Raw genomic sequence first — 26,983 nt, forward strand, 5'->3', positions numbered from 1 at the left:
CACCGTTTCAACGCTATCTCAAGTGCAACAACTCGATCTTCGCTCATGACGCATAGCGGCTCTGTAGAACGTTGAGCGCTGTTCAACCCCTCCCTTCAACAAATTGCCTCAACCGGCGATAGGAAGTCATATTGACTATTTCTTTGTCATTATGACCTTTTTCAATTTAGGTCATAATGACAGTGTTGTTATTTAACTAGTTGATATTAAACAATAAAATTGTTGGCCCGGTTTGTGTATTAGGTAATGAACTTAACGCAAACCCCAAAGGGACAATCTCATGACTCGTACCATCGCGCTCAGTTTCACCCTGTGTACACTGCTGTCTCCGCTATGCCAGGCAGACCAGATAATCCGTGTAGTCCCCGACACAACCGCCGGCAAGGGGGTCGGCGTTTTGACCGGAATGATGGTTGGCGCGGTAGGCGGCCCGATTGGAGCATTAGTCGGCGCAGCTGGCGGTTTTTTTGCCGGCAGTGCGGTGCAAGGAGGCATTGGCAAGTCTGAAACCGCTTATGAAGTGAAAAACGCGCAAGGCGAGATTAGTACGGTGCGCTCACCCAATGGGCGTTTTGAAGTCGGGCAACAGGTCACGCGTAAAGGTGTGCGACTGGTGGCATCTGAGGAGTAAGAGGCTCCCGTCTGCGTCTTCCCAAGCATTCCAGGCCCTCCGTGGAGTTGCACACATAGATGGTTCGGCTAATCCTCACCGATTAGCTGAACATCACGAAAAGAGCCCGCCAAATCGCGGGCTTTTTTTGCATTCGATCCGGGTTTTTATTACGTGACCTTCCCCACTCCAATCTGCCTGATTGGGGTGTTTTTCTGGATTATTCATCCAGTCATCCACGGTTTATCGCCGCGTTGAAGCGGCCTAATCTCGATTCTCCATCGATTCGTGAAGGAGATTCTCCATGGCAGACCATTCCATTAAAGGCAAAGTCGTTCTCATCGCGGGTGGCGCGAAGAACCTTGGCGGTCTCATCGCCCGTGATTTGGCCGCACAGGGTGCCAAGGCTGTCGCGATCCATTACAACAGCGCCGCGTCCAAGGTTGATGCCGATGCCACGGTTGCCGCCGTTCAGGCCAGCGGCGCACAGGCCGTCGCGCTGCAGGGGGATCTGACGACGGCCGGCGCCATCGAGAGGTTGTTCGCCGATACCATCGCCGCGGTCGGCAAACCCGACATCGCCATCAACACCGTTGGCAAGGTGCTCAAGAAGCCGATGGCCGAGGTGAGTGAAGCCGAATACGACGAGATGAGCGCGGTCAACTCCAAGACCGCTTTCTTCTTCCTCAAGGAGGCGGGCAAGCACCTCAACGACCATGGCAAGATCTGCACGATAGTGACGTCGCTGCTGGGCGCCTTCACGCCGTTCTATGCCGCTTATGCCGGCACCAAGGCGCCGGTCGAACACTACACCCGAGCGGCCTCCAAAGAATTGGGCGCCCGCGGCATTTCGGTGACAGCGGTCGGTCCGGGGCCGATGGATACGCCGTTCTTCTACCCGGCCGAAGGCGCCGACGCGGTGGCCTATCACAAGACCGCCGCCGCGCTCTCGCCGTTCAGCAAAACAGGCCTGACCGACATCGAGGACGTGGTGCCTTTCATTCGCCATCTGGTCAGTGACGGCTGGTGGATCACCGGCCAGACCATTCTCATCAATGGCGGGTACACCACCAAGTAAAACCATTATCCGCAGTGTGATCTTCGTCGCCATCCGCTGCTGGGGCGCCGTACAATCGACGCAGAGCAGGCGCCCCTGGGCAGGCTGACGTCGGGACCATCGGCAGGGCAGATCATGGACAGATTCGACCAGTACCGCGTATTCGCCAAAGTGGCCGAGATGGGCAGCTTCATCAAAGCTGCCAACGCGCTGGAGATGCCACGAGCGTCGGTGTCTGCGGCCATCCAGCAGTTAGAGGCTCAACTGGGCGTGCGCCTGCTGCATCGCACGACGCGGCAGGTACGGCTGACACCCGATGGGGAGCAATTGCTCAGCCGTGTGCGCCCGGTGTTGTGCAACGTCGAAGACATCGACCAGTTATTCCAGGCCAGCCAGCGGCAAGTCTCCGGCCGGCTGATCATCGATGTGCCCAGCCGCATTGCCCGCCGCGTCATCGCGCCAGCGCTGCCCGGCCTGTTGCGTTGTCATCCCCTGCTTCAATTGATTTTGGGTTCGACCGACCGGGCCATCGATCTGGTGCAGGAAGGTGTGGACTGTGCGGTGCGCGTTGGCGCGCTGCATGACAGCAGTCTTGTGGTGCGGCCGCTGGGTCAGATTGCCTTGATCAATTGTGCGAGCCCGGCCTATCTGCTTGAGCATGGAGAGCCTCAGCAGCCTGCGCAGCTACTCGACGGACATTGGACCATCGGCTATGCGTCGCCGAAGTCGGGCAAGGAACTGCCTTGGGAATACCTGTCCGGCGACGGCAGCGTGCAGCGGTTCGACGTGCCGAGCCGGGTGATCGTGAACAATGCCGAAAGCTATATCGCTTGCTGCCTTGCAGGGTTGGGGTTGATCCAGATCCCGCGCTTCGACGTCCAACACCTGCTGGACTCACGACAACTGGTGGAGGTCATGTCGAGTTACTGTGCCGCTTCGATGCCGGTATCCCTGCTCTACCCGCACCGCCGGCAGCGTTCGCAGCGACTGGATGTGTTCCACGAGTGGTTCGAGGCATTGATGCGGCCGTATTTGGATAGCCGCCACGTCCCTCTGCATCAATAAAGCCAAATGCTCCACGTGGAACATCGGCATTTTAACCCGCTGAGGCGGCCGCCACACTCTCCAACCGGTAGCCGTATCCATAGATCGTCAACAACTGCCAACCCCGATCCGCGGTTAACCCCAGCTTGTTCCGCAGCCGATAGATATGTGTGTCCAGCGGCCGCGACGAGACCATTTCTTCATGGCTCCAGAACCGCTCATACAGATACTCGCGAGACAGCGGCCGCGCCAGGTTGGCGAACAGGCAACTGGCCAGGCGGTATTCACGTTCGGTCAGGTTGATCGGTTTGCCCGCGCGGGTGACGGTCAGTTCGGCGTCGTCAAAGGTCAGGTCGTTGAAACTTTGCACTTCAGACGTCGCCGACTTTTGCAGACCGTGGCGGCGCAGGACGGCGTTGACCCGGGCTTTGAGTTCATTCGGGCGAAAGGGTTTACTGACGTAATCGTCGGCGCCGCTGTTCAGGGCGGTGACGATATCGCTCTCGGCATCGCGGCTGGTGAGCATGATCACCGCCGGAGGCGATTCCATGTGTTCACGGGTCCAGCGCAGCAAGGCGATGCCGCTGATGTCGGGCAGCTGCCAGTCGAGGATCAGTAGGTCGAAGGTTTCCCGGCGCAGTTGGCGCAGCAGGTCTTCACCGCGTTCGAAGCAATGCACAGACCAGGGCTGTTCCAGGTTGCTGGGGATCTGTCGCAGTGTCTGTTCCACCCGCTGCAATTCAGCGGGTTCGTCATCCAGTATTGCGACACGCATGGGTGGGTCCTTTCTACTTGGAAATATTTCAGCTGTCGGCCGGTCGAAGAGCGGGCGTCCTTGCTGCGCAGATGCCAGTCATTGAATCTGAAGAATTGTGCTCAGATTCAACGACCCTTTGGATCTCTCGGTACGCTGATATCAAAGGGCCGTTAACGCTTTGAAAAACCATGCGACTCAGGGGGAAAGATACCGACTCCCGCGCGTAAGGAAAAGGATCAGTGCCGCTGGCATTGCATAGCCGTGCGGGTAGCTGATACTGCGCCCCGATGTACGGTATGTTTCAACGAACGCACTCAGGAAAAACCCCGGGGCGATCAAAATGAGCTTCACTGGGTTCAGCACCACACCGCGCACCACCTGGAGGGAGAAACCGGGTCTATGACATCTTCAACTGTCCATTTTCAGCAGCGGTGCGGGTTCCTGGCGGTCGCCCTGTGATGCTGTGGCGCAAGGCCGAAAAACGCCAGCCCACCCAGGCGCAGTTGTTGTTCCATGGTCTGTTTCGGGAGTGGCTGTGGATTGGCCTGGTGTTGCTGCCCTTTACTGCATATTTGTCCTTAAGTGCGGGCCTGGCCTTCAATAACCCGCTGTATGACGACCTGCGCCGCCTGACCCCTCTGCCGGTCGATCCACGCATTTTGCTGGTGACCATCGATGACCAGAGCCTGAAAAAGCTCGGCCAATGGCCATGGCCGCGCAGCCTGCATGCCGACGTCATCAACCGTCTGAGCGCTGCCCAACCCGCGGGTATCTTGTTCGATGTGATCTTCAGTGAGCCGCGCAACGCCGCGGATGACCTGCGCCTGGCCAATGCCGTGTGCAACGCCGGGAATGTTTTGCTTCCCCTGGAACGTGATGGCGGCGCGAGCCAGCCGGGCGAACAACTGTTGCCGCTGCTCAATTGCGCCAAGGGGCTGGGCCATATCAACGTCGAAGCAGACAGCGACGGTGCCGTCCGCAGCCTGTATCTGCGTGAAGGCCCGCCTGGGAACACCCTGCCGCAGTTGGCATGGCTGGCGTATACGTTGAGCGGGCAAACCGCGCAAATGCCGGGACGCAGCGAACAACCCAACAGTCAGCGCTGGCATCGGGAATATAGAGTTCGCGTCCCGTCCACGTCTGAGCCGCATGGGTTTCCCAGTGTGTCCTACGCCAGCGTATTGCACGGCGAAGTGCCGGCCGAATTGCTGCGCGACCGCCTGATCCTGGTGGGCGCCAGCGCCTATGGGCTGGGGGACCGTTTTGTGACGCCGCTCTCCTCCACTCCGGATACCACCGCCGGTGTGGAAATCCAGGCCAATGTGCTCAACGGCTTGCTGCAGGAGCGCAGCATCGTCGACCTCCCCGGCTGGCTCGCGGCACTGATCGCCACTGCCTGGGTGGCGTTGTTGCTCGGCCTTTTGCTGTACCGCCCACGCTACGCGCTGTGGATGACCTTGGCTTGCATGGCCGGCGCGTTGCTCGGCGCGTGGGCGCTGTTACGCCTTGGCCATTGGTGGTCGCCCGCGGCCTGCCTGATCGGTATGTTGCTCAGCTACCTGATCTGGAACTGGCGCCGCCTGAGCGTGATCCTTGCCTACTTTGGCTGGGAACTGGCGCGCCTGGACAACGAACCCAAGGTGCTGCCCGAACGCCGCCGAGCGCCCGCGAACAAAGGCGATGTGTTGCAAGGGCGCATCTTTGCCCTGGAGCAGGCCGTCAGCCGCACCCGTGACACCCGACGCTTCATGGCCGATGGCCTTGAGTGCCTGCCGGTGGCGACCCTGATCACCGACCCGCGGGGCAACATCCTGTTGGCCAACCGCATTGCCCGTGAAGTATTCGGCAATGATCTGGTCAACCAAAACCTGCTCGAACAGCTCGCCGACCTGGGTTATCCACCCCTGCATAACGGCGTGCGCCCTGCCTTGTCCGCCCTGGAAATCGTCGAGTTCCGGGACATCCACCAACGCAGCCTGCGCATGGAAATCGCACCCTTGCTGCCCGCCGAAGGCGATGTCGCCCTCGGCTGGCTGCTCAGCCTGACCGACTTGAGCAAGGAGCGCGAAGCCCAGCAACACCGCGAAACCATGCTGCGCTTCCTGTCCCACGACCTGCGCGCGCCGCACTCGGCGATCCTCGCGTTACTGGATGTGCATAACGCGGAGTCGCCGGTGTTTGCCCAGATCGAGCAACAGGTTCGACGCGCCTTGAGCCTCACCGAATCGTTCGTACAACTGGCGAAAGCCGAGGCTGACGGCTACCACTTCCAGCCAAGCCTGTTTGCCATGCTGGTGATGGATGCGTTCGATCAGGTGGCGGTGATTGCGCAGCTCAAGGGTATCCAGTTGATCCACGACCTGGATGAAGCGGATGAAGGCATGGTGTCGGCCGATCAATCCCTGCTCACCCGCGCGTTGTTCAACGTGCTGGAGAACGCGATCAAATACTCGCCGGCCGGCACCACCGTGAGGTTGAGCCACGGCAGCGCGCAAGGTTGGCTGGAGTGTCGCATCAGCGACCAGGGCCCGGGCATTGCGGCAAAGGACTTGCCGGAACTGTTCAGCCAGTACCGCCGCTTCGATTCTGCCCAGGGCAGCGAAGGCCTTGGGTTGGGCCTGACCATGGTCAAGGCCGTTGTGGAGCGGCACGGTGGCCGTATCTGCTGCGAAAGCGTGGTGGGCAAAGGCACCACATTCACCCTGCAGCTGCCCCAGTTGGAAGACTGACTACACGTGCTTTTGCGCTGTGTATAAAAAACCGGTCTCAAGGACCGGTTTTTTTATCCAAAAAAAACTTATGCACGTTTTTAGTATTTTTATGAGTTCAGGAAATATCTAATAAAATCATCTTGTTATGAAGAGAAAATGCCATTTTGCCAACAAACCGTACACAGGTTATCCACAGATGATCAGGCCACCGGCGTGTCCACCGCCACCGGCTCCGGCGGCAGCGAACCCATGGCGCGTTGCTGGGCTTCATTCCAGGCGGCGGCGCGGTCATTCAGTGCGGCAATTGCACGCGGCCCTTCACCTTCGGCGTACATCGGTTCCCCGATCACCACGGTGATGGTGCCAGCACGTTTTGCCCAACCGGTTTTTGGCCAGTATTTGCCGGCATTATGTGCAATCGGCAACACGGGCAGGTGGGCGTTGACAGCCAATGCCGTGCCGCCACGTGAGAACTTGCCGACGGTGCCGTAGGGCACACGCGTACCTTCCGGAAAGATCAGCACCCAGACGCCGTCCTTGAGCAGCTCGTCGCCCTTTTTGGCCACATGCTTGAGCGCCGCCTTGGGGTTGTCGCGGTCGATGGCGATCGGGCGCAGCATCGCCATCGCCCAGCCGAAGAACGGCACATACAGCAGCTCGCGCTTGAGCACTTGGCTCAGGGGCGAGAAGTACGCCGAGAGGAAGAACGTCTCCCACGTGCTCTGGTGGTTCGACAGAATCACGCAGGGCTGATCCGGGACGTTTTCCGCGCCCTTGACCTCGAAGCGGATGTTCAGGAACACCTTGGTCAGCCACAGCGCGCAGCGGCACCAATAGACGTTGATGAAGCGATAGCGCGCCTTGAACGGCAGAAAAGGCGCGATAAAAAAGCTCAGGGTGCACCAGAGAAACGAACTGGTGCCCAACAGCAGGTAAAAGAAGAAGGTTCTGATGGCCTGCAAAATCGACATGGCGGCATTTACCGTTGCGGGACACAGCCCGCCTGTTGAAGGCGCACTCCCGAACAGTCCTTGGTCAGGCAGTCGAGGGCGGCTAGTTGTTGATAAGTTCTGCGGCAACCGCCGCCAGATCGTCAAAAATCAAGGTGCCTACCGGCAGGTTTTTCGCCTGGGTCTTTTCGCCTTTCCCGGTTTTTACCAAAACTGGCTGAGAGTCGACGGCTTTGGCCGCCTCCAGGTCACCGAGGCTATCCCCGACGAACCATAGCCCAGCCAGGGGCACGTTGTAATGTTCTGAAATGGTTTTCAACATGCCAGGCTTGGGTTTGCGGCAATCGCAGCCCTCATCCGGCCCGTGGGGGCAGTACACCACCAGCCCCACCTCACCGCCCTGCTCCGCCACCAACGTGCGCAAGCGCGCGTGCATGGCGTCCAGGGTAGCGATGTCGTAGTAGCCGCGGGCGATGCCGGACTGGTTGGTGGCGACGGCCACCGTCCAACCGGCCTTGCTCAACTGCGCGATGGCCTCGATCGCGCCGGGCAGTGGTATCCATTCCTCCACCGACTTGATGTAAGCGTCGGAGTCGTAATTGATCACCCCGTCCCGATCGAGAATCAGCAGTTTCAACATGATCAGCCCAATACGGAAATGTCAGCGATGTTGATGAACAGACCGCGCAAACGCGCCAGCATGGCGTAGCGGTTTTTCCGCACGCCGGCATCTTCGGCATTGATCATCACCGCTTCGAAGAACGCATCCACCGGCTCGCGCAAGGTGGCCAGGCGCGCCAGTGCTTCGGCGTAGTTGCGTTCGGCGATCAACGGTTTCACCGCATTTTCCGCCTTGGCGATGGCCGAGTTCAGCGAGAACTCCTTGGCATCGGCGAACAGGCCTGGGTCGACATCGGCATTGCCGAGGTTGTCGGCCTTGCTCAACAGGTTCGACACGCGCTTGTTCACGGCAGCCAGGGCGTCGGCTTCCGGCAGTTTGCGGAAGGCCTGCACGGCTTGCACGCGCTGGTCGAAGTCCAGCGCCGAACCCGGTTGCAGGGCACGTACCGACAGGTACACCGAAACGTCCACGCCTTCGTCTTCGTAACGCGCACGCAGGCGGTCGAACACGAACTCCAGCACTTGCTCGGCCAGGCCGGTTTGCTTGACCTTGCCGCCGAACTGGCCGACTGCGAACACCACGGCCTGGGTCAGGTCGAGGTCGAGCTTCTTGTCGATCAGGATCCGCAGCACGCCCAGGGCCGCACGGCGCAGGGCATACGGGTCTTTACTGCCGGTAGGCAGCATGCCGATGCCGAAGATCCCGACGAGGGTATCCAGCTTGTCGGCAATGGCCACGGCCGCACCGGTCAGGGTGGTCGGCAATTCGGCGCCAGCACCGCGCGGCATGTACTGCTCGTTCAGGGCCAGGGCGACATCGTCCGGCTCGCCGTCGTTGAGGGCGTAGTAGTAACCGGCAACGCCTTGCATTTCCGGGAACTCGCCGACCATCTCGGTGGCCAGGTCGCACTTGGACAGCAGGCCGGCGCGCGCAGCCCAGGCCGCGTCACCGCCAATGCGTGGGGCAATGTAGGCGGCCAGTTTGGAAACGCGCACAGCCTTGTCGTAGACGCTGCCGAGTTTTTCCTGGAACACCACGTTTTGCAGGCGCAGGTTGAAGTCTTCGAGCTTCTGCTTCTTGTCTTGCTTGAAGAAGAACTCGGCGTCGGTCAGGCGCGGGCGCACGACTTTTTCGTTACCTGCGATGATCTGCTGCGGGTCCTTGCTTTCGATGTTGGCCACGGTGATGAAGCGCGGCAGCAACTTACCGTCCACGTCCAGCAGGCAGAAGTACTTCTGGTTGTCCTGCATCGTGGTGATCAGCGCTTCTTGCGGCACATCGAGGAAGCGTTCTTCGAACGAGCACACCAGCGGCACCGGCCATTCAACCAGGGCGGTCACTTCGTCCAGCAGGCTTGGCGGCACGATGGCGGTGCCTTCCTGCAGGCGGGCCAGCTCTTCGGTGCGCTTGCTGATCAGCTCGCGACGCTCGTTGGCGTCGGCCAGCACATAGGCGGCGCGCAGGTCGTTGAGGTAGTTGGCCGGCGCGGTGATACGCACGCTTTGCGGGTGGTGGAAGCGGTGACCACGGGAATCGCGGCCGGCTTTCTGGGCAAGGATGGTGCAATCGATGACCTGGTCACCGAGCAGCATCACCAGCCACTGGGTCGGACGCACGAACTCTTCCTTGCGCGCGCCCCAGCGCATGCGCTTGGGGATCGGCAGGTCGTTCAGGGAGTCTTCGACGATGGTCGGCAACAGGCTGGCGGTCGGCTTGCCTTTGATGACCTGGCTGAAACGCAGTTTCGGGCCGCTCTGGTCGATCTCGCTCAGCTCGACGCCACACTTCTTGGCAAAGCCCAGCGCTGCTTGGGTCGGGTTGCCTTCGGCGTCGAAGGCGGCCTGGCGTGGCGGGCCGTCGAGGTTGATGCTGCGATCCGGCTGCTGGGTTTCCAGCGCGGTCAGCAACACCGCCAGGCGACGCGGCGCGGCGTAGACTTTTTTCGCCTCGAACTTCAAACCGGCGCTTTGCAGGCCTTTTTCGATACCGGCCAGGAACGCATCGGCCAGGGTGTTCAGTGCCTTGGGTGGCAGCTCTTCGGTGCCCAGTTCAACCAGAAAATCTTGAGCACTCATTGTGCAGCCTCCAGCTTAGCCAACACTTCATCACGCAGGTCCGGGGTTGCCATCGGGAAGCCCAGCTTGGCGCGAGCCAGCAGGTAGGCTTGGGCGACGGAACGCGCCAGGGTGCGAACACGCAGAATATATTGCTGGCGCGCGGTCACCGAGATGGCGCGGCGGGCGTCCAGCAGGTTGAAGGTATGGGACGCCTTCAACACCATTTCATAGCTCGGCAACGGCAGCGGCTGATCCAGTTCGATCAGGCGCTTGGCTTCGCTTTCATAGAAGTCGAACAGTTCGAACAGCTTCTCGACGTTGGCGTGTTCGAAGTTATAGGTCGACTGCTCCACTTCGTTCTGGTGGAACACATCGCCGTAGGTCACTTTGCCGAACGGGCCGTCTGCCCACACCAGGTCGTAGACCGAATCCACGCCTTGCAGGTACATGGCCAGGCGCTCGAGACCGTAGGTGATCTCGCCGGTCACCGGGTAGCACTCGATGCCGCCCGCTTGCTGGAAGTAGGTGAACTGCGTGACTTCCATGCCGTTCAGCCAGACTTCCCAGCCCAGGCCCCAGGCGCCCAGGGTCGGCGATTCCCAGTTGTCTTCGACGAAACGGATGTCGTGGACCAACGGGTCGAGGCCGACATGTTTCAGCGAGCCGAGGTACAGCTCCTGGAAGTTGTCCGGGTTCGGCTTCAATACCACCTGGAACTGGTAGTAATGCTGCAGACGGTTCGGGTTTTCGCCGTAGCGGCCGTCAGTCGGGCGCCGACTGGGCTGCACATAAGCGGCGTTCCAGGTTTCCGGGCCGATGGCCCGCAGGAATGTAGCGGTGTGGAAAGTGCCGGCGCCTACTTCCATATCGTAGGGCTGAAGTACCACACAACCTTGCTCGGCCCAGTACTGCTGGAGGGCGAGGATCAAGTCTTGGAAGGTACGCACGGCTGGCGTAGGCTGGCTCACGAAATTCACCTGTTACTTGGGCTGCGATTTAAAGAGCGGGAGTATACCCGATTCGGCCGCGCCACCATCCCCTGGAGCCTTATGCCACGCTGCTTTTGGTGTTCTGAAGATCCGCTGTACATGGCTTATCACGATCAGGAGTGGGGAACGCCGCTGCGCGATGCGCAGGGTTTGTTCGAGTTACTTTTGCTCGAAGGGTTCCAGGCGGGCCTGTCCTGGATCACCGTTTTACGCAAACGCGAGCATTATCGAAAGGTCTTGTTCGGTTTTGATGCACAGCGCCTGGCGCGGCTGAGCGATGCCGAGATCGAAGCGTTGATGCTCGACCCAGGCATCGTGCGCAATCGTCTGAAGCTCAACGCCACCCGCCGCAACGCCGCGGCCTGGTTGGCGCTGGAGGACCCGGTGGGGCTGCTGTGGTCGTTTGTCGGCGGCGTGCCCAAGGTCAATCACTTCAAGGACCGCAGCGAAGTCCCGGCGATTACCGCCGAAGCCGAGGCCATGAGCCGCGCGCTGAAAAAAGCCGGCTTCACCTTCGTCGGGCCGACCATTTGCTACGCGTTCATGCAGGCCTCGGGCATGGTCATGGACCACACCCAGGACTGCGACCGTTACGCGGACTTGGCCAACGCCGGTTAGAATGCGTGCTTTGCGCACCACACACGATCAGGAGTGACCTGTGGAAAAGTTTAAAGGCGCCTTGCTGGTAGGCGCTCTCCGGTTGTTTGCCCTGCTGCCCTGGCGCGCCGTGCAAGCCGTAGGTTCGGCGATTGGCTGGATCATGTGGAAAACCCCCAACCGCTCCCGCGACACGGTGCGGATCAACCTCTCGAAATGCTTCCCGGACATGGACCCGGCCGAGCGCGAGCGCCTGGTGGGCCGCAGCCTGATGGACATTGGCAAGTCCCTGACCGAAAGCGCCTGCGCCTGGATCTGGCCGGCCCAGCGCTCCATCGACCTGGTGCGCGAAGTCGAAGGCCTGGAAGTCCTCCACGAAGCCCTGGCCTCGGGCAAAGGCGTGGTCGGTATCACCAGCCACCTGGGCAACTGGGAGGTGTTGAACCACTTCTATTGCAGCCAGTGCAAACCGATCATTTTCTACCGCCCGCCGAAGCTCAAGGCGGTGGATGACCTGCTGCGCAAGCAACGCGTGCAACTGGGCAACCGCGTGGCGGCGTCCACCAAGGAAGGCATCCTCAGTGTCATCAAGGAAGTGCGCAAGGGCGGCCAGGTGGGCATTCCGGCCGACCCGGAGCCGGCCGAATCGGCGGGGATCTTCGTGCCGTTCTTCGCCACCCAGGCGCTGACCAGCAAGTTCGTGCCGAACATGCTCGCGGGCCACAAGGCGGTCGGCGTATTCCTGCATGCCCTGCGCCTGCCGGACGGTTCAGGCTACAAAGTGATCCTGGAAGCAGCGCCGGAAGACATGTACAGCACCGACACCGCCACCTCCTGCGCGGCGATGAGCAAGGTGGTGGAGCGTTATGTCGGCGCCTACCCGAGCCAGTACATGTGGAGCATGAAGCGCTTCAAGAAACGCCCGCCGGGTGAGGCGCGGTGGTACTGACTCAAAGGCAACACAAAACCAATGTGGGAGGGGGCTTGCCCCCGATAGCGGTGGTTCAGTCCAATATGCATTGGCTGACACACTGCTATCGGGGGCAAGTCGAATCGTCGCACCGCCCCTCTCACATTTGAGTTCCGCTCAAGCCTGGCGGTCGAGTTTTTTCAGGAACACCATCATTTCTTTCTCGGCCTGCTTGTCGCCATGGGCCTGGGCCGCTTCAATGCCCTTCCCCCAGGCCAATCGCGCGGCGGCCTGATCGCCCAGCCCGACGTGCGCCTTCCCCAACAACTTCCACGCCGCCGAATACTTCGGATCAAACTCGACACACTTGTGCAGATGCTCGGCGGCCTTGGCGTTGTCCTTCAGGTCCAGATAACCCTTGCCCAGCCCAAAGCGCAGCAGGGCGTTATCGACACCCTTGGCCAGCATTTTCTCCAGGGATTCGAGCATGTCGGTGTACTCCGTTTGATCAGAAAAAGCTCAACCCCACGTGGAACAGCTTCTCCACATCGCGGATATGTTTTTTATCCACCAGGAACAGGATCACATGGTCACCGGTGGCAATTACCGTGTCGTCGTGGGCAATGATCACTTCTTCATCGCGAATGATCGCACCGATGGTGGTACCCGGCGGCAAGCCGATGTCGCGGATGGCCTTGCCGATCACCTTGCTCGACTTCGAGTCGCCATGGGCGATCGCCTCGATGGCTTCCGCCGCGCCGCGGCGCAGGGAATGGACGCTGACGATATCGCCACGGCGCACGTGGGTGAGCAAGGTGCCGATAGTCGCCAACTGCGGGCTGATGGCGATGTCGATATCGCCGCCCTGGATCAGGTCGACATACGCCGGGTTATTGATGATGGTCATCACCTTCTTCGCCCCCAGCCGCTTGGCCAGCAGCGATGACATGATGTTGGCTTCGTCATCGTTGGTCAGGGCCAGGAAGATATCGGCGTCGGCGATGTTTTCTTCCATCAACAGGTCGCGGTCAGAGGCGCTGCCTTGCAGGACTACAGTGCTGTCGAGGGTGTCGGACAAATGCCGGCAGCGCGCCGGGCTCATCTCGATGATCTTCACTTGGTAGCGGCTTTCGATGGCCTCGGCCAAGCGTTCGCCGATCTGCCCGCCACCGGCGATGACGATGCGTTTATACGTCTCATCGAGACGGCGCATTTCGCTCATCACGGCACGAATATTCGCTTTGGCGGCGATGAAGAAGACTTCGTCGTCAGCCTCGATCACCGTGTCGCCCTGGGGCAGGATCGGCCGGTCACGCCGGAAAATCGCCGCGACGCGGGTTTCTACATTCGGCATGTGTTCGCGCAGTTGGCGCAGTTGCTGGCCGACCAACGGCCCGCCGTAATAGGCCTTCACGGCGACCAGTTGCGCTTTGCCGTCGGCGAAGTCGATCACCTGCAACGCGCCGGGAATCTCGATCAGGCGCTTGATGTAATGGGTGACCACCTGCTCCGGGCTGATCAGCACGTCCACCGGGATCGCGTCGTTGTCGAACAGGCCGGCGCGGGTCAGGTACGCGGCTTCACGCACCCGGGCGATCTTGGTCGGGGTGTGGAACAGCGTGTGGGCGACCTGGCACGCGACCATATTGGTCTCGTCGCTGTTGGTCACGGCCACCAGCATATCGGCATCGTCGGCACCCGCCTGACGCAGCACCGTAGGAAACGACGCACGACCCTGCACGGTACGAATGTCCAGGCGGTCGCCGAGGTTGCGCAGGCGCTCGGCATCGGTGTCGACCACGGTGATGTCGTTGGCTTCGCTGGCCAAATGCTCGGCCAGCGTGCCACCGACCTGCCCTGCCCCGAGGATGATGATTTTCATCCGGTTACTCCCTTTGAACCGTTCAGCCGCGTGCGGCGGCGATCTTGATCAGTTTGGCGTAGTAGAAGCCATCGTGTCCGCCTTCCTGTGCCAGCAATTGGCGCCCGTGGGGCTGCTTGATGCCGGCTGCCGTGGCGAGGTCCAGCTCGCGCGCGCCGCTGGTACGGGCGAGGAAGGCTTCGATGACCTCGGTGTTCTCGGTGGGCAAGGTGGAACAGGTGGCGTAGAGCAGGATGCCGCCGACTTCCAGGGTCGGCCACAACGCGTCGAGCAGTTCGCCTTGCAGCACGGCCAGGGCGGCGATGTCGTCGGGTTGGCGGGTCAGCTTGATGTCCGGATGGCGACGGATCACGCCGGTGGCGGAGCACGGCGCGTCGAGCAGGATGCGCTGGAACGGCTTGCCGTCCCACCAGGTGGCGGTGTCGCGGCCATCGGCGGCGATCAGCTCGGCGCTCAGGCCCAGGCGTGCGAGGTTTTCCCGCACGCGCACCAGGCGCTTGGCTTCCAGGTCGACGGCGACGACGCCGGCGAGGTCTTTTTCGACCTCCAGGATGTGACACGTCTTACCGCCGGGGGCGCAGCAGGCGTCCAGCACGCGCTGGCCTGGGGCCAGGTCGAGCAGGTCGGCCGCCAGTTGCGCGGCTTCATCCTGCACGCTGATCCAGCCCTCGGCGAAGCCCGGCAGGCTGCGCACGTCGGTGGCGGCTTCGAGCACGATGCCATCGGTGCTGTACACGCACGGCGCGGCCGCGATGCCCGCATCGGTCAGCAATTGCAGATAAGCATCGCGGCGGTGATGGCGACGGTTGACCCGCAGGATCATCGGCGGGTGTGCATTGTTGGCCGCGCAGATGGCTTCCCATTGCTCGGGCCAGAAGGCTTTCAGGGATTTTTGCAGCCAGCGCGGGTGAGCGGTACGCACCACCGGGTCATGTTCCAGCTCGGCCAGCAGCGCTTCGCTTTCGCGCTGGGCGCGGCGCAGCACGGCGTTGAGCAGGGCTTTGGCCCAGGGTTTTTTCAGCTTTTCGGCGCAGCCGACGGTTTCACCGATGGCGGCGTGGGCCGGCACGCGGGTGTAGAGCAATTGATAGAGGCCTACCAGCAGCAGCGCTTCCACATCGGCATCGGCCGCCTTGAACGGCTTTTGCAGCAGCTTGGCTGCCAGCGCCGACAGCCGTGGCTGCCAGCGCGCGGTGCCGAAGGCGAGGTCCTGGGTGAAGCCGCGATCACGGTCTTCGACCTTATCCAGCTGGGTCGGCAGCGAACTGTTCAGCGAAGCCTTGCCGTTGAGCACGGCGGCCAGGGCCTTGGCGGCGGCCAGACGCGGGTTCATTGGGCGGCCACCCCGAGAAGCGTGCCTACGGCAAATTTCTCACGACGGCTGTTGAACAAATCGCTGAAACTCAGCGCCTTGCCACCGGGCAATTGCAGACGCGTCAGACACAGCGCCTGTTCACCGCAGGCGACCAGCAGGCCGTCCTTGCTGGCACCGATGATTTCACCGGGGGCGCCCTTGCCGTCGGCCAGGGTGGCAGCCAAAACCTTCAAGGCTTCGCCGTTGAGGGTGCTGTGGCAGATCGGCCACGGGTTGAACGCGCGCACCAGGCGCTCCAGTTCCACGGCCGGGCGGTTCCAGTCGAGGCGTGCTTCGTCCTTGTTCAGTTTGTGCGCGTAGGTCGCCAGGCTGTCGTCCTGCACCTCGCCTTCGAGGGTGCCGGCAGCGAGCCCGGCAATCGCCTGGATCACGGCCGGCGGGCCCATCTCGGCCAAGCGATCGTGCAGGCTGCCGCCGGTGTCTTCGGCGGTGATCGGGGTGCTGACTTTCAACAGCATCGGGCCGGTATCCAGGCCCGCTTCCATACGCATCACGGTCACGCCGCTTTCGCTGTCGCCCGCTTCCACGGCGCGTTGGATCGGTGCCGCACCGCGCCAGCGTGGCAGCAGCGAGGCGTGGCTGTTGATGCAACCCAGGCGCGGGATGTCCAGGACGACTTGGGGCAGGATCAAGCCGTAGGCCACCACCACCAGCAGGTCCGGTTTCAGCGCTGCCAACTCGGCCTGGGCCTCGGCGTTGCGCAGGGTCGGCGGTTGCAGCACGGGAATGTGGTGCTCCAGCGCCAGTTGCTTGACCGGGCTCGGCATCAGTTTTTGCCCGCGACCGGCCGGGCGATCCGGCTGGGTGTACACCGCGACGATGTCATAAGGGCTGGCGAGCAGGGCCTTGAGGTGTTCGGCGGCAAATTCGGGTGTGCCGGCAAAAACAATGCGCAGTGGCTCGGTCATGGGCGTTCTCGGTTAAAAGCAGTCACAAAAGAAAAAGGCTTGCCGCAGCAAGCCTTTGGAAGAAGGGCATCAAGCTTGCTGGCGGTGCTTTTTTTCCAGCTTCTTCTTGATCCGGTCACGTTTGAGCGTGGACAGGTAATCGACAAACAGCTTGCCGTTGAGGTGGTCGCATTCGTGCTGGATACACACCGCCAGCAGGCCTTCGGCAACCTGCTCGAAGGGCTTGCCGTCGCGGTCCAGGGCCCTGATCTTCACGCGCACCGGGCGCTCGACGTTCTCGTAGAACTCCGGCACCGACAGGCAGCCTTCCTGGTATTCGCCCATTTCGTCGGTCAGCGCTTCGAACTCGGGGTTGATGAACACCCGTGGCTCGCTGCGATCTTCGGACAGGTCCATCACCACGACACGCTGATGCACGTTGACCTGGGTCGCGGCGAGGCCGATGCCCGGGGCTTCATACATTGTTTCAAACATGTCATCGACCAACTGACGAACCTTATCGTCCACTACGGCCACCGGTTTGGCGATCGTGCGCAGGCGCGAGTCGGGGAATTCGAGGATGTTCAAAATAGCCATAAGCGTAATTGCTGCACATGTGAGGTAAAGGCAAATCGGCGTAGGGATGGACCCGCACGGCCGGTGTGGAACGCTCGGAAGCCGCGAAGGCTATGGCGTTTCACGCGAACGTACATAATAAAGGAGATTCACCCCATGAGGAAATCGCTACTCGTCTTGCTGCTCTGGGCGCCGTTCGCCCAGGCCCTGCTTCCATCGCCCGGCCCGCGCCTGGATCAACCGACGCAACAGGCCATCCAGCGATTTTTGTTACACAATCGCATCCTCGATTCGCCCCTCGATCTCGATAACGCGCCCTACGTTGTCGCGGCAGAGGCCGGGCGCGTGCTGGGGGCCAATGGCGAGCACGTGCATGCCCGCGGCGTCCTGGACCCGGCCCAGCCAAGCTATGGGATTTTCCGCCGAGGCAAGGTCTACACCGACCCCAAAACCCAGGAGCTACTGGGTATCCACGCCGACGACATCGGCACCGCGCACTGGGTGATGGCCGGCGACCTGACCACCCTTGCCGTACAACGGGTCACCCAGGAAGTGCGCCCCGGCGACCGCTTGCTGCGTGCCGAACCGCCGGTTGCGCTGGCCAGCCTGGAAGGCCCGCAGGCCGCGCCGTTTATCGAAGGTCGCATCATCGACGTACCCAAGGGCGTGACGCAGATCGGCGTGCTGGATGCCGTGACCCTGAATAAAGGCCGCCGCGACGGCCTGGTCGACGGCCAACGGCTGAATGTGATCAAGACCGGCGCCACGGTACGCGACGCTCTCAGCGGCGCTCCGGTGAAGCTGGCCGATGAGTACGGCGGCATGCTGCTGGTGTTTCGCACCTACGAAAAACTCAGTTACGGCCTGGTCCTCAATGCCTCGCGGCCACTGGCGGTGATGGACCGTTTCGAGACGGCCCGTCAAACGCAATAAATAGGCTGCTAAATAAGTTACCAACAGAGTTATCCACAGCTTGTTCCGGTCAAGGATGATCAGATGTATCCGATAAACAGCAGTGAAATTTCCCCGGCAGAACTGGAAGCCCGGCTACGCTTGCACAGGCTGCCGGAACTGGGCCCGAAGCGTTTTCGCCGGTTGATCGACGCGTTCGGCTGCGCCTCGAAGGCGCTCAGCGCGCCGGCCAGCGCTTGGCGTTCGCTCGGCTTGCCCGCCGTCAGCGCCGAGGCCCGGCGCAGCCATGAAGTCCGCGAGGGCGCGAGTGTCGCATTGGCCTGGCTGGCGCGTCCGGCCCAGCATTTGCTGATGTGGGACCAGCCTGAGTACCCCGCACTGCTGGCCCAGATCGATGACGCACCGCCGTTGTTATTCGTCGCCGGCGACCCTGCGATCCTGGAAAAACCCCAGTTGGCCATAGTCGGCAGCCGCCGCGCATCGCGCCCCGGCATGGACACCGCCGCCGCCTTTTCCCGCAGCCTGGCGAGTGCTGGGTTTGTCATCACCAGCGGCCTGGCCCTGGGCATTGACGGCGCGGCGCATCAGGCGGCCCTGGAGGTCGGCGGGCAGACCATCGGCGTACTCGGCACCGGCCTGGAAAAGTTTTATCCACAGCGCCACCGACGCCTCGCGGCTGCGATGATTGCCCAGGGCAGCGCGGTGGTTTCCGAGTTTCCGCTGGACGCCGCGCCCCAGGCCGGCAATTTCCCCCGGCGCAACCGCATCATCAGTGGTCTGTCGCTGGGCGTGCTGGTGGTGGAAGCCGGCATCGCCAGCGGTTCGCTGATCACCGCGCGGCTCGCCGCCGAGCAAGGGCGCGAGGTGTACGCGATTCCCGGCTCGATCCATCATCCCGCGGCCAAGGGTTGTCATCAGCTGATCCGCGACGGCGCGGTGTTGGTGGAAACCATCGAGCACATTCTTGAAGGCTTGCGCGGCTGGCAGGCGCTGCCGTGTCCGGTGCCGCTGCCGGCGACTCATCCACTGGTCGCACTGCTGCATGCGGCGCCCCACACCAGCGAAGCCCTGGCGATTGCCAGCGGGCGGCCGTTGTCCCAGGTGCTGGCGAGCCTCACCGAGTTGGAGCTGGAAGGCCAGGTGATCTGCGAAAGCGGGCGTTGGCTCGCGCGCTGCTAGGTTTTGCAGGGAAGATCGGTAAACTGCGCAGAGCTTTAGTCCGGAGAGTGAGTAATGGTCAACAGGTGGCGTGTGCTGGAAGCCGCACGAGAAATTCGCGCAGGCGCGGTGATTGCCTATCCGACCGAGGCGGTCTGGGGCCTGGGCTGTGACCCGTGGAACGAAGCGGCGGTGGACCGGTTGCTGGCGATCAAGAACCGCTCGGTGGATAAGGGCCTGATCCTGGTCGCGGATACTATCCGCCAGTTCGATTTTCTCTTCGAAGACTTCCCGCAGGATTGGATCGACCGCATGGCCAGTACCTGGCCGGGGCCGAACACCTGGCTGGTGCCTCATCAGGACCTGTTGCCGGAATGGGTCACGGGGGAGCATGACACCGTGGCGCTGCGGGTCAGCGATCATCCGCTGGTGCGCGACTTGTGCTCATTGGTCGGGCCATTGATTTCCACCTCGGCCAACCCCCAGGGCCGCCCGGCCGCCCGCACGCGGATTCGCGTCGAGCAGTACTTCCGTGGCCAGGTCGATCTGGTGTTGGGTGGCGCCCTCGGTGGGCGCAAGAACCCGAGCCTGATTCGCGATCTGGTGACGGGTGAGGTTGTGCGGCCGTCCTGAGACCGTGGCGTGGCTATCGCGGGCAAGCCCGGCTCCCACATTCGATCGGTTCCGTCATGACAACACGGTCAAATGTAGGGGCCGGGCTTGCCCGCGATGGCGCCCCTAGCCACGCCAGAAACCCCAAGCCTTACGGCAACAGAATGGTCGACCCGGTCGTGCGCCGCGCCGACAGCTCGGTCTGCGCCTTGGCCGCTTCCGCCAGCGAGAAGCGCTGGTTGATATCGATGCGTACCTTGCCACTCTGGATCATCGAGAACAGATCATCGGCCATGGCCTGCAAGTCCTTGGGGTTGCTGGCGTAGGTCGCCAGGGTCGGCCGGGTGACATACAGCGAGCCCTTGGCCGCCAGAATCCCCAGGTTCACCCCGTCCACCGCGCCCGAGGCGTTACCGAAACTCACCACCAACCCCCGGGGCGCCGCGCAGTCCAGCGAGGTCAGCCAGGTGTCTTTGCCGACGCCGTCGTACACCACTGGGCATTTCTTGCCGTCGGTCAATTCCAGCACGCGCTGTGCGACGTTTTCCTTGCTGTAGTCGATGGTTGCCCAGGCGCCGTGGGATTTGGCCACGGCGGCTTTTTCCGGCGAACTGACCGTGCCGATCAGCTTCACGCCCAGGGCCTTGGCCCACTGGCAGGCCAGGGAGCCCACGCCACCGGCAGCGGCGTGGAACAGGATGGTTTCGCCGCCCTTCAACTCATAGGTCTGGCGCAGCAGGTATTGCACGGTCAGGCCCTTGAGCATCGCGCCGGCGGCTTGTTCGAAGCTGATGTCGTCCGGCAGGTGAACCAGGTTGGCCGCGGGCAATACGTGCAGTTCGCTGTAGGCACCCAACGGCCCGCTGCCGTAGGCCACGCGGTCGCCGACCTTGAATTGGCTGACCTCGCTGCCCACGGCGTCGACCACACCGGCACCTTCGGCGCCCAGGCCCGACGGCAAGGCCGGCGGCGCGTATAAGCCACTGCGGAAGTAGGTGTCGATGAAGTTCAGGCCAATGGCCGCGTTGCGCACGCGAACTTGCTGTGGGCCAGGTTCTGCTGGCGTGTAGTCCACGTACTCAAGCACCTCAGGGCCACCATGGACGCTGAACTGGATACGTTTGGCCATCTGCACTTCTCCTGGGTTCGAATTCGGGTAGCCCCCTATCGGACTCCTAAGCTTGATCTTCGTCAACTGCGACGGAGTTGAGTGCGGTGGTATCCTGTGCGCCCATTTGCCGCCGACGCCCAATGGCCTCGCGTAGCTTTGCCCGATTCAAGGTGATGCCATGACTACCCGCACCGAGGCTGTTAAAGCCTATCTGCTTGATCTGCAAGACCGTATTTGCAGCGCCCTGGAAACCTTCGAGACGGACACTCGCTTTATCGAAGACGCCTGGACCCGGCCAGCCGGTGGCGGCGGTCGCACCCGTGTGATTGAAAACGGTACGGTGATCGAAAAAGGCGGCGTCAACTTTTCCCACGTGTTTGGCAGCGGCCTGCCGCCGTCCGCCAGCGCGCATCGCCCCGAGCTGGCCGGGCGCGGGTTTGAAGCGCTGGGGGTGTCGCTGGTGATTCACCCGCACAACCCGCATGTACCGACTTCCCACGCCAACGTGCGCTTTTTCATCGCTGAAAAAGAAGGTGAAGAGCCGGTGTGGTGGTTCGGCGGCGGCTTCGACCTCACGCCCTATTACGCCAACGAAGAAGACTGCATCCACTGGCACCGCGTGGCCGAACAGGCCTGTGCGCCGTTCGGCGCCGACGTTTATGCGCGCTACAAGGCCTGGTGCGACACCTACTTCTACATCAAGCATCGCAACGAACCGCGCGGCATCGGCGGCCTGTTCTTCGATGACTTGAACGAGTGGGACTTCGACACCTGCTTCGCCTTCATCCGTGCCATCGGCGATGCGTACATCGACGCCTACCTGCCGATCGTGCAGCGCCGCAAGGCCCAGGCCTATACCGAACAGCAGCGCGAATTCCAGGAATTCCGCCGTGGTCGCTACGTTGAATTCAACCTGGTCTACGACCGTGGCACCTTGTTCGGCCTGCAGTCGGGCGGGCGTACCGAGTCGATCCTGATGTCGCTGCCGCCCCAGGTGCGCTGGAGCTACGACTGGAAAGCCGAGGCCGGCAGCGAAGAAGCGCGCCTCACCGACTACTTCCTGCAAGACCGCGACTGGCTCGGCGTGGCTGCGCCCAAGGCGGCGGTCTGATGGACCGTTATGTGGTGTTCGGCAACCCCATCGGCCACAGCAAGTCGCCGTTGATCCACCGCATGTTCGCCGAGCAGACCGGCGAGCAACTGGACTACAGCGCTCTGCTTGCGCCGCTCGAGGATTTCATCGGGTTTGCCCGTGAGTTTTTTCAACAAGGCCGTGGCGCCAACGTCACGGTGCCGTTCAAGGAAGACGCCTACCGCCTGGCCGACACCCTCACCGCACGCGCCGAGCGCGCCGGGGCGGTGAACACCCTGAGCAAGCTGGCCGATGGCAGCCTGCTGGGCGATAACACCGACGGCGCCGGCCTGGTGCGCGACCTGACGGTGAATGCCGGGCTGCACCTGCAAGGGCAACGCATCCTGTTGCTCGGCGCTGGCGGCGCAGTGCGCGGGGCGTTGGAGCCGTTGCTGGCCGAGCGGCCGGCGTCGCTGATCATCGCCAACCGCACCGTGGAAAAAGCCGAAATGCTCGCCGAGTTGTTCGACGATTTGGGCCCGGTGTCTGCCAGTGGTTTCGACTGGCTGTGTGAGCCGGTGGACGTGATCATCAATGCCACTTCCGCCAGCCTGTCAGGCGATGTACCGCCGATTGCGGGCAGCTTGATCGCGCCGGGCAAAACGTTTTGCTACGACATGATGTATGCCAAGGAACCGACCGCATTCTGCCGCTGGGCCACGGAACACGGCGCGGCGGTGGCGATGGATGGCCTCGGCATGCTGGTGGAGCAGGCGGCGGAAGCGTTCTTCCTGTGGCGCGGCGTGCGTCCGGATTCGGCGCCGGTGTTGGCTGAACTGCGCCGCCAATTGGCTTGAAGCAACTCGAAAGGTGGGAGGAGCAAGCCCCCTCCCACCTGTTTGACCGCATTCAGTCTTCGAAATGGATGGGGCAATTGTCGGCGCCTTCCAGCTTTTTCAACTCCTCGACGACCTGCGGCCTGGCCCGGCGCAAGGTCAAGCTACGGCCCATCGCCCTTAATCGCCGCGCTTCCTGGTGCAGCATCTCCACCCCGGAATAGTCGATAAAGTTGATCTGCTGCGCTTCGATTACCACCCGCTCACTCTGCAGGCTTTGCAGGCGAACCTGCAGGTAATGGCTGGCGCCGAAAAAGATCGAGCCACCGACCCGCAACACCTCTTCCTCGCCGTCGCGCCATTGCTGAACCCGCGGCTGCGAGGTGCGCTTGAGGTAGAAAAACAGCGAGGCCAGCACTCCGGCGTAAATCGCGGTTTGCAGCTCCAGCAGCAACGTGGCGATGCAGGTCAGGCTCATCACCACAAACTCGGCGCGACTGACCCGGAACAACGCGCGAATGCCCCGATGATCCACCAGGCCCCAACTGATCAGCAGGATGCTCGCGGCCATGCTCGGGATCGGTATATGTGCGATCAGCGCAGCACCAAACAGTGCGAACAACGCCACCCACAGGGCGGAAAACACCCCCGCCAGCGGCGAGCAGGCGCCTGCTTCATAGCTGAGGCCGGAGCGCGTGAAGGAACCGGCCGACAGGTAGCCGGAGAAAAATCCGCCGACGATATTGGACAAACCCTGCGCTCGAACTTCCTGGTTGGCGTCGAGCAATTGCTGCGAGCGCGCCGCCAGCGAGCGCGCGATCGACAGGCTGGTCACCAGCCCGAGCATGCCCACCGCCACGGCGCTGGGCAGCAGGCGCAAGAGCATGTCCAGGTCCAGCGGCAACGGGCTGAATGGCGGCAGCTTGCCGATAAACGCACTGACCAGCGCCACCTGCCCGAATATCGCCGGCCACAGCCAGGCGGCCAGGCTGCCCAGCGCCAGCGTGATCAACAGCGTCGGCCAGCGCGGCAGCAGGTACTTGAGCAGCGCGCCCGCCAGCAAGGTGCCGAGCCCCAGGGCGAGTGAGGCGTGGTCCCACTCGCCGCCGTGCTCGATCAGTGCCATCAGACTGTTGATCGCCGTGGCCTGGCTCGGCAAATCCAGGCCCAACAGGTTGGGCAGTTGGCCGAGGGCAATCACCACGGCGGCGCCGAGGGTGAACCCCAGCACCACCGAATGGGAGATGAAATTCACCAGCGCGCCGAAGCGCAGCAGGCCGAGCAACCACTGGAACACTCCGGCGAGGAAGGTCAGCAGCAGGATCAAGGTGATGTAGTCCTGTGAACCCGGCACGGCCAGGGGGCTGACGCTGGCGTAGAGCACGATGGATATCGCTGCCGTGGGGCCGCAGATCAGGTGCCAGGACGAACCCCAGAGGCACGCGATCAGCACCGGGATGATCGCGGCGTACAGGCCGTATTCCGGTGGGAGACCGGCGATGAGCGCGTAGGCAATCGACTGCGGCAAGGCCAGCACTGCGCCGCTGAGGCCGACGATCGCGTCCCGGCCGACGCTGGCGCGGGTTTGGCGCGGCAGCCAACTGAGGAAGGGGAAGAGTGTGTGGCGGTTGGGCCGGGGCATCGCAAACTCGGATTGAAAGGTTTGGCTCAGGGTATCAGTACACACCGGCTTTTTGTGGGAGGGGGCTTGCCCCCGATAGCGGACTGACAGTCAATGATGTAGTGACTGATCCGCCGCTATCGGGAGCAAGCTCCCTCCCACATTTGGATAGTGGTGGGCTTTAGAGCTTGGCTTTTACGGCCGCCAATGCATCCTGGCCGTCCACGGTTTTCACGCCGTCGAGCCACTGCACCAGTACCGCAGGGTTGGCCTTGATCCACGCCTTCGCCGCATCTGCGTTGCTGACCTTGTTGTTGACCACCGCGGCCATGATGCTGTTCTCCATCGCCTGGGTGAAACTCAGGTTGGTCAGCAGTTTTCCTACGTTCGGGCAGGCTTGTGCATAACCCTTGCGCGTCAGGGTATACACGCTGCCGGTGTCGCCGAAGTACTTCTCGCCGCCCTTGAGGTAGTGCATTTTCAACTGCACGTTCATCGGGTGCGGGGTCCAGCCGAGGAAGGTGATGAAGCGCTGTTTCTTCACCGCCCGTGAGACTTCGGCGAGCATCGCCTGTTCGCTGGACTCGATCAGCTTCCATTGGCCCAGGTCGAAGTCGTTCTTCTTGATGATCTCCTGCAGCGAGAGGTTTGCCGGCGCGCCGGAGCCGATGCCGTAGATCTTCTTGTCGAACTTGTCGGCGAATGAGTTGAGGTCGGCAAAGTCATGCACCCCGGCGTCCCACACATAGTCCGGCACAGCCAGGGTGAATTCGGTGCCGTCGAGGTTTTTCGCCAACTGCACCACATCGCCGTTGGCCACGAATTTGTCGTAGAAACCTTGCTGCGCCGGCATCCAGTTACCCAGGAACACATCCACCTGGCCGTCCTTGAGCCCGCCGAAGGTGATCGGCACCGCCAGGGTGTCGACCTTGGGCTTGTAACCCATGCCCGTCAGCAGAAAACCGGCGACGGCATTGGTGGCGGCAATATCACTCCAGCCAGGATCGGCCATCCTCACCGTCTCACAACCGGCGTCCGCGTACACGGTGGCGCTGCTCAACGCCGCCATGCCCATTACGCCCAGCACCACAGTCAATTTTTGCATGGCCTTCCCTCTGTTTTATTGGTTTTGGCAGGGTTGTGGATAACGTGCCTTGCGCTCCAGGTCGTCGAGGTCGATATGGTTGCGCATGTATTGCTGACTGGCGTCCACCAGCGGCTGGTGATCCCAGCTCTTCAGCTTGCCCTGGGTCAGCGCCTGGTAGACCAGGCGGCGACGGCGTTGACTGGCGAGCACCTGCTGGTGGATCGCCGGGATGTCCCATTTGGCCCGCGCCTCAAGCAGAAAGGCGGCAAACAGCGCCCGATGCTGCGGCGATTGGCTGAGTTCTTCCTGTTCGCGCGGGTCGTTGTGTATGTCGAACAGTAGGCAGGGGTCGTCTTCGCTGTAGATGAATTTGTAGGCGCCACGGCGAATCATCATCAGCGGGCTGAGGGTGCCTTCGGCCATGTATTCGCCGAATACTTCGTCGTGCCCGCCCTGCCCTTGCAGGTGCTGGACCAGCGAGCGGCCGTCCATGGGCAAGTGCGGTTCGAGTTCGCCGCCGGCCAGTTCCACCAGGGTCGGCAACAGGTCGGCGGTGGAGACCGCCTGGGTCACACGGCACGCCGCGAACTGCCCCGGCGCGCTGATCAGCAGCGGCACGCGGGCGGCCATTTCGAACCAGTGCATTTTGTACCAGAGGCCGCGCTCGCCGAGCATGTCGCCATGGTCGCCGGAGAAAACGATCAGGGTGTCGTCGGCCAGGCCGGTGTCTTCCAGGGTCTGCAGCAGCTTGCCGACATTGCTGTCGATGTAACTGCAGGCGCCGAAGTAGGCGCGGCGCGCATCGCGGATCTTGTCCACTGGCAGCGGCTTGTCCCACAGGTCGTAGACCTTGAGCAGGCGCTGGGAGTGCGGGTCGAGATCGCCCTGGGCCGGGGTTGTGGGCAACGGGATGTCGCTGTCGTCGTACAGATCCCAGAACGATTTGGGAATGGTGTACGGGTCGTGGGGATGGGTCATCGACACGGTGAGGCAGAACGGCTGGTCGCCGCCCTCGCGAATGTGGTCGAACAGGTACTGCTGGGCCTTGAACACCACCTCTTCGTCGAAATCCAGTTGGTTGGTCCGCACGCACGGCCCGGCTTGCAGCACCGAGGACATGTTGTGGTACCAGGTGGGGCGCACGTCCGGCTCATCCCAGTTCACCGCCCAGCCATAGTCGGCGGGGTAGATGTCGCTGGTCAGGCGCTCTTCGTAACCGTGCAACTGGTCTGGCCCGCAGAAATGCATCTTGCCCGACAGCGCGGTGCGGTAGCCAAGACGACGCAGGTAGTGGGCATACGTCGGCACATCGGCGGGGAAATCTGCCGCGTTGTCGTAGGCGCCGATCTTGCTCGGCAACTGGCCGCTGACCAGGGTAAAGCGCGACGGCGCACACAGCGGGCTGTTGCAGTAGGCGGCGTCGAACACCACGCCTTGTGCGGCGAGGCGACTGAGGTTCGGCAACTTGATCGGGGAAGGTCCGTAGAACGGCAGCATCGGCGCGGCCATTTGATCGGCCATGATGAAAAGAATGTTCTTGCGCTTCATGG

25 protein-coding genes are annotated in these 26,983 nt (G+C 62.2%); 11 read left to right on the forward strand and 14 right to left on the reverse strand.

From position 1 onward, the window contains the following. Nucleotides 1–280: 280 nt before the first annotated feature. The 3 genes from RGV59_RS05970 to RGV59_RS05980 all read left to right on the forward strand — a co-directional run bounded on the left by RGV59_RS05970 (nucleotide 281) and on the right by RGV59_RS05980 (nucleotide 2,732). Nucleotides 281–631, forward strand: coding sequence for a hypothetical protein (locus RGV59_RS05970; protein WP_046381569.1), 351 nt, complete (start codon nucleotides 281–283; stop codon nucleotides 629–631). Between the two features lie 283 nt (nucleotides 632–914). Continuing rightward, nucleotides 915–1,688, forward strand: a complete 774-nt coding sequence (locus tag RGV59_RS05975) for an SDR family oxidoreductase (protein ID WP_126585915.1) — start codon at nucleotides 915–917, stop codon at nucleotides 1,686–1,688. Nucleotides 1,689–1,802: 114 nt separating this feature from the next. Beyond that, nucleotides 1,803–2,732 (forward strand): LysR family transcriptional regulator, encoded by a 930-nt coding sequence (locus RGV59_RS05980; protein ID WP_017848954.1) that lies wholly within the window; start codon nucleotides 1,803–1,805, stop codon nucleotides 2,730–2,732. 31 nt (nucleotides 2,733–2,763) lie between these two features. Here the strand turns inward: RGV59_RS05980 and RGV59_RS05985 are convergent, their stop codons facing one another. Next, the gene (locus RGV59_RS05985) at nucleotides 2,764–3,486 is read right to left on the reverse strand and encodes a response regulator transcription factor (protein WP_017848955.1); all 723 of its coding nucleotides are present in this window, start codon (nucleotides 3,484–3,486) and stop codon (nucleotides 2,764–2,766) included. Between the two features lie 437 nt (nucleotides 3,487–3,923). Here RGV59_RS05985 and RGV59_RS05990 point away from each other — a divergent pair, with 437 nt between their 5' ends. Continuing rightward, nucleotides 3,924–6,197 carry a CHASE2 domain-containing protein gene (locus RGV59_RS05990; protein ID WP_322246918.1) on the forward strand — a complete coding sequence of 758 codons (2,274 nt, stop codon included), beginning with the start codon at nucleotides 3,924–3,926 and terminating at the stop codon, nucleotides 6,195–6,197. 182 nt (nucleotides 6,198–6,379) lie between these two features. On the opposite strand, the gene RGV59_RS05995 is transcribed toward RGV59_RS05990, so the two are convergent. The 4 genes from RGV59_RS05995 to glyQ form a co-directional block, all read right to left on the reverse strand. After that, entirely contained in the window at nucleotides 6,380–7,150 is a 771-nt protein-coding gene (locus RGV59_RS05995) for a lysophospholipid acyltransferase family protein (RefSeq protein WP_017848958.1), read from the reverse strand. Between the two features lie 82 nt (nucleotides 7,151–7,232). Continuing rightward, nucleotides 7,233–7,772: a D-glycero-beta-D-manno-heptose 1,7-bisphosphate 7-phosphatase gene (gene gmhB, locus RGV59_RS06000; RefSeq protein WP_169850580.1), complete on the reverse strand. Its 540-nt coding sequence runs from the start codon at nucleotides 7,770–7,772 to the stop codon at nucleotides 7,233–7,235. Then, nucleotides 7,772–9,826, reverse strand: a complete 2,055-nt coding sequence (glyS, locus tag RGV59_RS06005; RefSeq protein WP_017848960.1) for a glycine--tRNA ligase subunit beta — start codon at nucleotides 9,824–9,826, stop codon at nucleotides 7,772–7,774. The genes gmhB and glyS overlap by 1 nt, the downstream gene beginning before the upstream one ends. Further along, complete coding sequence (gene glyQ, locus RGV59_RS06010) at nucleotides 9,823–10,776, reverse strand: glycine--tRNA ligase subunit alpha (RefSeq protein WP_003213601.1); 954 nt, start codon at nucleotides 10,774–10,776, stop codon at nucleotides 9,823–9,825. The genes glyS and glyQ overlap by 4 nt, the downstream gene beginning before the upstream one ends. An 81-nt stretch (nucleotides 10,777–10,857) precedes the next feature. Between glyQ and RGV59_RS06015 the strand changes: the two genes are divergently transcribed. Then, nucleotides 10,858–11,415: a DNA-3-methyladenine glycosylase I gene (locus RGV59_RS06015; RefSeq protein ID WP_017848961.1), complete on the forward strand. Its 558-nt coding sequence runs from the start codon at nucleotides 10,858–10,860 to the stop codon at nucleotides 11,413–11,415. Between the two features lie 40 nt (nucleotides 11,416–11,455). Then, entirely contained in the window at nucleotides 11,456–12,343 is an 888-nt protein-coding gene (locus tag RGV59_RS06020; RefSeq protein ID WP_017848962.1) for a lysophospholipid acyltransferase, read from the forward strand. A gap of 138 nt (nucleotides 12,344–12,481) precedes the next feature. Here RGV59_RS06020 and RGV59_RS06025 read toward each other — a convergent pair whose 3' ends face one another. The 5 genes from RGV59_RS06025 to def all read right to left on the reverse strand — a co-directional run bounded on the left by RGV59_RS06025 (nucleotide 12,482) and on the right by def (nucleotide 17,045). After that, on the reverse strand, nucleotides 12,482–12,793 hold the full coding sequence (locus tag RGV59_RS06025; protein ID WP_102618199.1) for a hypothetical protein: 312 nt from the start codon (nucleotides 12,791–12,793) through the stop codon (nucleotides 12,482–12,484). A gap of 19 nt (nucleotides 12,794–12,812) precedes the next feature. Next, entirely contained in the window at nucleotides 12,813–14,186 is a 1,374-nt protein-coding gene (gene trkA / locus RGV59_RS06030) for a Trk system potassium transporter TrkA (RefSeq protein WP_017848964.1), read from the reverse strand. 22 nt (nucleotides 14,187–14,208) lie between these two features. After that, nucleotides 14,209–15,519, reverse strand: coding sequence for a 16S rRNA (cytosine(967)-C(5))-methyltransferase RsmB (gene rsmB / locus RGV59_RS06035; protein ID WP_017848965.1), 1,311 nt, complete (start codon nucleotides 15,517–15,519; stop codon nucleotides 14,209–14,211). Further along, nucleotides 15,516–16,469, reverse strand: coding sequence for a methionyl-tRNA formyltransferase (gene fmt, locus RGV59_RS06040; protein WP_102618197.1), 954 nt, complete (start codon nucleotides 16,467–16,469; stop codon nucleotides 15,516–15,518). Before fmt ends, rsmB begins: the two co-directional genes overlap by 4 nt. A 69-nt stretch (nucleotides 16,470–16,538) precedes the next feature. After that, nucleotides 16,539–17,045, reverse strand: coding sequence for a peptide deformylase (def, locus tag RGV59_RS06045; protein ID WP_017848967.1), 507 nt, complete (start codon nucleotides 17,043–17,045; stop codon nucleotides 16,539–16,541). Nucleotides 17,046–17,180: 135 nt separating this feature from the next. On the opposite strand from def, the gene RGV59_RS06050 reads away from it, so the two are divergent. The 3 genes from RGV59_RS06050 to RGV59_RS06060 all read left to right on the forward strand — a co-directional run bounded on the left by RGV59_RS06050 (nucleotide 17,181) and on the right by RGV59_RS06060 (nucleotide 19,727). Beyond that, a complete protein-coding gene (locus RGV59_RS06050; RefSeq protein ID WP_126585917.1) occupies nucleotides 17,181–17,957 on the forward strand; it encodes a peptidoglycan-binding protein in 777 nt (258 codons plus the stop codon). A gap of 63 nt (nucleotides 17,958–18,020) precedes the next feature. Continuing rightward, a complete protein-coding gene (dprA, locus tag RGV59_RS06055) occupies nucleotides 18,021–19,115 on the forward strand; it encodes a DNA-processing protein DprA (protein WP_126585918.1) in 1,095 nt (364 codons plus the stop codon). 54 nt (nucleotides 19,116–19,169) lie between these two features. Continuing rightward, on the forward strand, nucleotides 19,170–19,727 hold the full coding sequence (locus tag RGV59_RS06060; protein ID WP_017848970.1) for an L-threonylcarbamoyladenylate synthase: 558 nt from the start codon (nucleotides 19,170–19,172) through the stop codon (nucleotides 19,725–19,727). Nucleotides 19,728–19,857: 130 nt separating this feature from the next. On the opposite strand, the gene RGV59_RS06065 is transcribed toward RGV59_RS06060, so the two are convergent. Then, nucleotides 19,858–20,835 (reverse strand): NADPH:quinone reductase, encoded by a 978-nt coding sequence (locus RGV59_RS06065; protein WP_017848971.1) that lies wholly within the window; start codon nucleotides 20,833–20,835, stop codon nucleotides 19,858–19,860. A gap of 160 nt (nucleotides 20,836–20,995) precedes the next feature. On the opposite strand from RGV59_RS06065, the gene hemF reads away from it, so the two are divergent. Both hemF and aroE read left to right on the forward strand, forming a co-directional pair. Next, nucleotides 20,996–21,928, forward strand: a complete 933-nt coding sequence (gene hemF, locus RGV59_RS06070) for an oxygen-dependent coproporphyrinogen oxidase (RefSeq protein WP_017848972.1) — start codon at nucleotides 20,996–20,998, stop codon at nucleotides 21,926–21,928. After that, nucleotides 21,928–22,746, forward strand: coding sequence for a shikimate dehydrogenase (gene aroE / locus RGV59_RS06075; RefSeq protein ID WP_017848973.1), 819 nt, complete (start codon nucleotides 21,928–21,930; stop codon nucleotides 22,744–22,746). The genes hemF and aroE overlap by 1 nt, the downstream gene beginning before the upstream one ends. Nucleotides 22,747–22,798: 52 nt before the next feature. On the opposite strand, the gene RGV59_RS06080 is transcribed toward aroE, so the two are convergent. The 3 genes from RGV59_RS06080 to betC form a co-directional block, all read right to left on the reverse strand. Then, nucleotides 22,799–24,367: a SulP family inorganic anion transporter gene (locus RGV59_RS06080; protein ID WP_102618195.1), complete on the reverse strand. Its 1,569-nt coding sequence runs from the start codon at nucleotides 24,365–24,367 to the stop codon at nucleotides 22,799–22,801. A gap of 160 nt (nucleotides 24,368–24,527) precedes the next feature. Then, on the reverse strand, nucleotides 24,528–25,451 hold the full coding sequence (gene choX, locus RGV59_RS06085) for a choline ABC transporter substrate-binding protein (RefSeq protein WP_102618194.1): 924 nt from the start codon (nucleotides 25,449–25,451) through the stop codon (nucleotides 24,528–24,530). A gap of 15 nt (nucleotides 25,452–25,466) precedes the next feature. Next, nucleotides 25,467–26,981: a choline-sulfatase gene (betC, locus tag RGV59_RS06090; protein WP_102618193.1), complete on the reverse strand. Its 1,515-nt coding sequence runs from the start codon at nucleotides 26,979–26,981 to the stop codon at nucleotides 25,467–25,469. Nucleotides 26,982–26,983 lie beyond the last annotated feature (2 nt).

Source organism: Pseudomonas sp. FG1, from assembly GCF_034313875.1.
In the GTDB taxonomy this organism is placed as follows: domain Bacteria; phylum Pseudomonadota; class Gammaproteobacteria; order Pseudomonadales; family Pseudomonadaceae; genus Aquipseudomonas; species Aquipseudomonas veronii.

Bases quoted from the DNA above. Each gene is read 5' to 3' on its own strand.
- RGV59_RS05970 (WP_046381569.1), top strand. From the start codon at position 281: ATGACTCGTACCATCGCGCTCAGTTTCACCCTGTGTACACTGCTGTCT.
- RGV59_RS05975 (WP_126585915.1), top strand. From the start codon at position 915: ATGGCAGACCATTCCATTAAAGGCAAAGTCGTTCTCATCGCGGGTGGC.
- RGV59_RS05980 (WP_017848954.1), top strand. From the start codon at position 1,803: ATGGACAGATTCGACCAGTACCGCGTATTCGCCAAAGTGGCCGAGATG.
- RGV59_RS05985 (WP_017848955.1), bottom strand. From the start codon at position 3,486: ATGCGTGTCGCAATACTGGATGACGAACCCGCTGAATTGCAGCGGGTG.
- RGV59_RS05995 (WP_017848958.1), bottom strand. From the start codon at position 7,150: ATGTCGATTTTGCAGGCCATCAGAACCTTCTTCTTTTACCTGCTGTTG.
- glyS (WP_017848960.1), bottom strand. From the start codon at position 9,826: ATGAGTGCTCAAGATTTTCTGGTTGAACTGGGCACCGAAGAGCTGCCA.
- RGV59_RS06015 (WP_017848961.1), top strand. From the start codon at position 10,858: ATGCCACGCTGCTTTTGGTGTTCTGAAGATCCGCTGTACATGGCTTAT.
- RGV59_RS06025 (WP_102618199.1), bottom strand. From the start codon at position 12,793: ATGCTCGAATCCCTGGAGAAAATGCTGGCCAAGGGTGTCGATAACGCC.
- trkA (WP_017848964.1), bottom strand. From the start codon at position 14,186: ATGAAAATCATCATCCTCGGGGCAGGGCAGGTCGGTGGCACGCTGGCC.
- rsmB (WP_017848965.1), bottom strand. From the start codon at position 15,519: ATGAACCCGCGTCTGGCCGCCGCCAAGGCCCTGGCCGCCGTGCTCAAC.
- fmt (WP_102618197.1), bottom strand. From the start codon at position 16,469: ATGACCGAGCCACTGCGCATTGTTTTTGCCGGCACACCCGAATTTGCC.
- def (WP_017848967.1), bottom strand. From the start codon at position 17,045: ATGGCTATTTTGAACATCCTCGAATTCCCCGACTCGCGCCTGCGCACG.
- RGV59_RS06050 (WP_126585917.1), top strand. From the start codon at position 17,181: ATGAGGAAATCGCTACTCGTCTTGCTGCTCTGGGCGCCGTTCGCCCAG.
- dprA (WP_126585918.1), top strand. From the start codon at position 18,021: ATGTATCCGATAAACAGCAGTGAAATTTCCCCGGCAGAACTGGAAGCC.
- RGV59_RS06060 (WP_017848970.1), top strand. From the start codon at position 19,170: ATGGTCAACAGGTGGCGTGTGCTGGAAGCCGCACGAGAAATTCGCGCA.
- RGV59_RS06065 (WP_017848971.1), bottom strand. From the start codon at position 20,835: ATGGCCAAACGTATCCAGTTCAGCGTCCATGGTGGCCCTGAGGTGCTT.
- hemF (WP_017848972.1), top strand. From the start codon at position 20,996: ATGACTACCCGCACCGAGGCTGTTAAAGCCTATCTGCTTGATCTGCAA.
- aroE (WP_017848973.1), top strand. From the start codon at position 21,928: ATGGACCGTTATGTGGTGTTCGGCAACCCCATCGGCCACAGCAAGTCG.
- RGV59_RS06080 (WP_102618195.1), bottom strand. From the start codon at position 24,367: ATGCCCCGGCCCAACCGCCACACACTCTTCCCCTTCCTCAGTTGGCTG.
- choX (WP_102618194.1), bottom strand. From the start codon at position 25,451: ATGCAAAAATTGACTGTGGTGCTGGGCGTAATGGGCATGGCGGCGTTG.
- betC (WP_102618193.1), bottom strand. From the start codon at position 26,981: ATGAAGCGCAAGAACATTCTTTTCATCATGGCCGATCAAATGGCCGCG.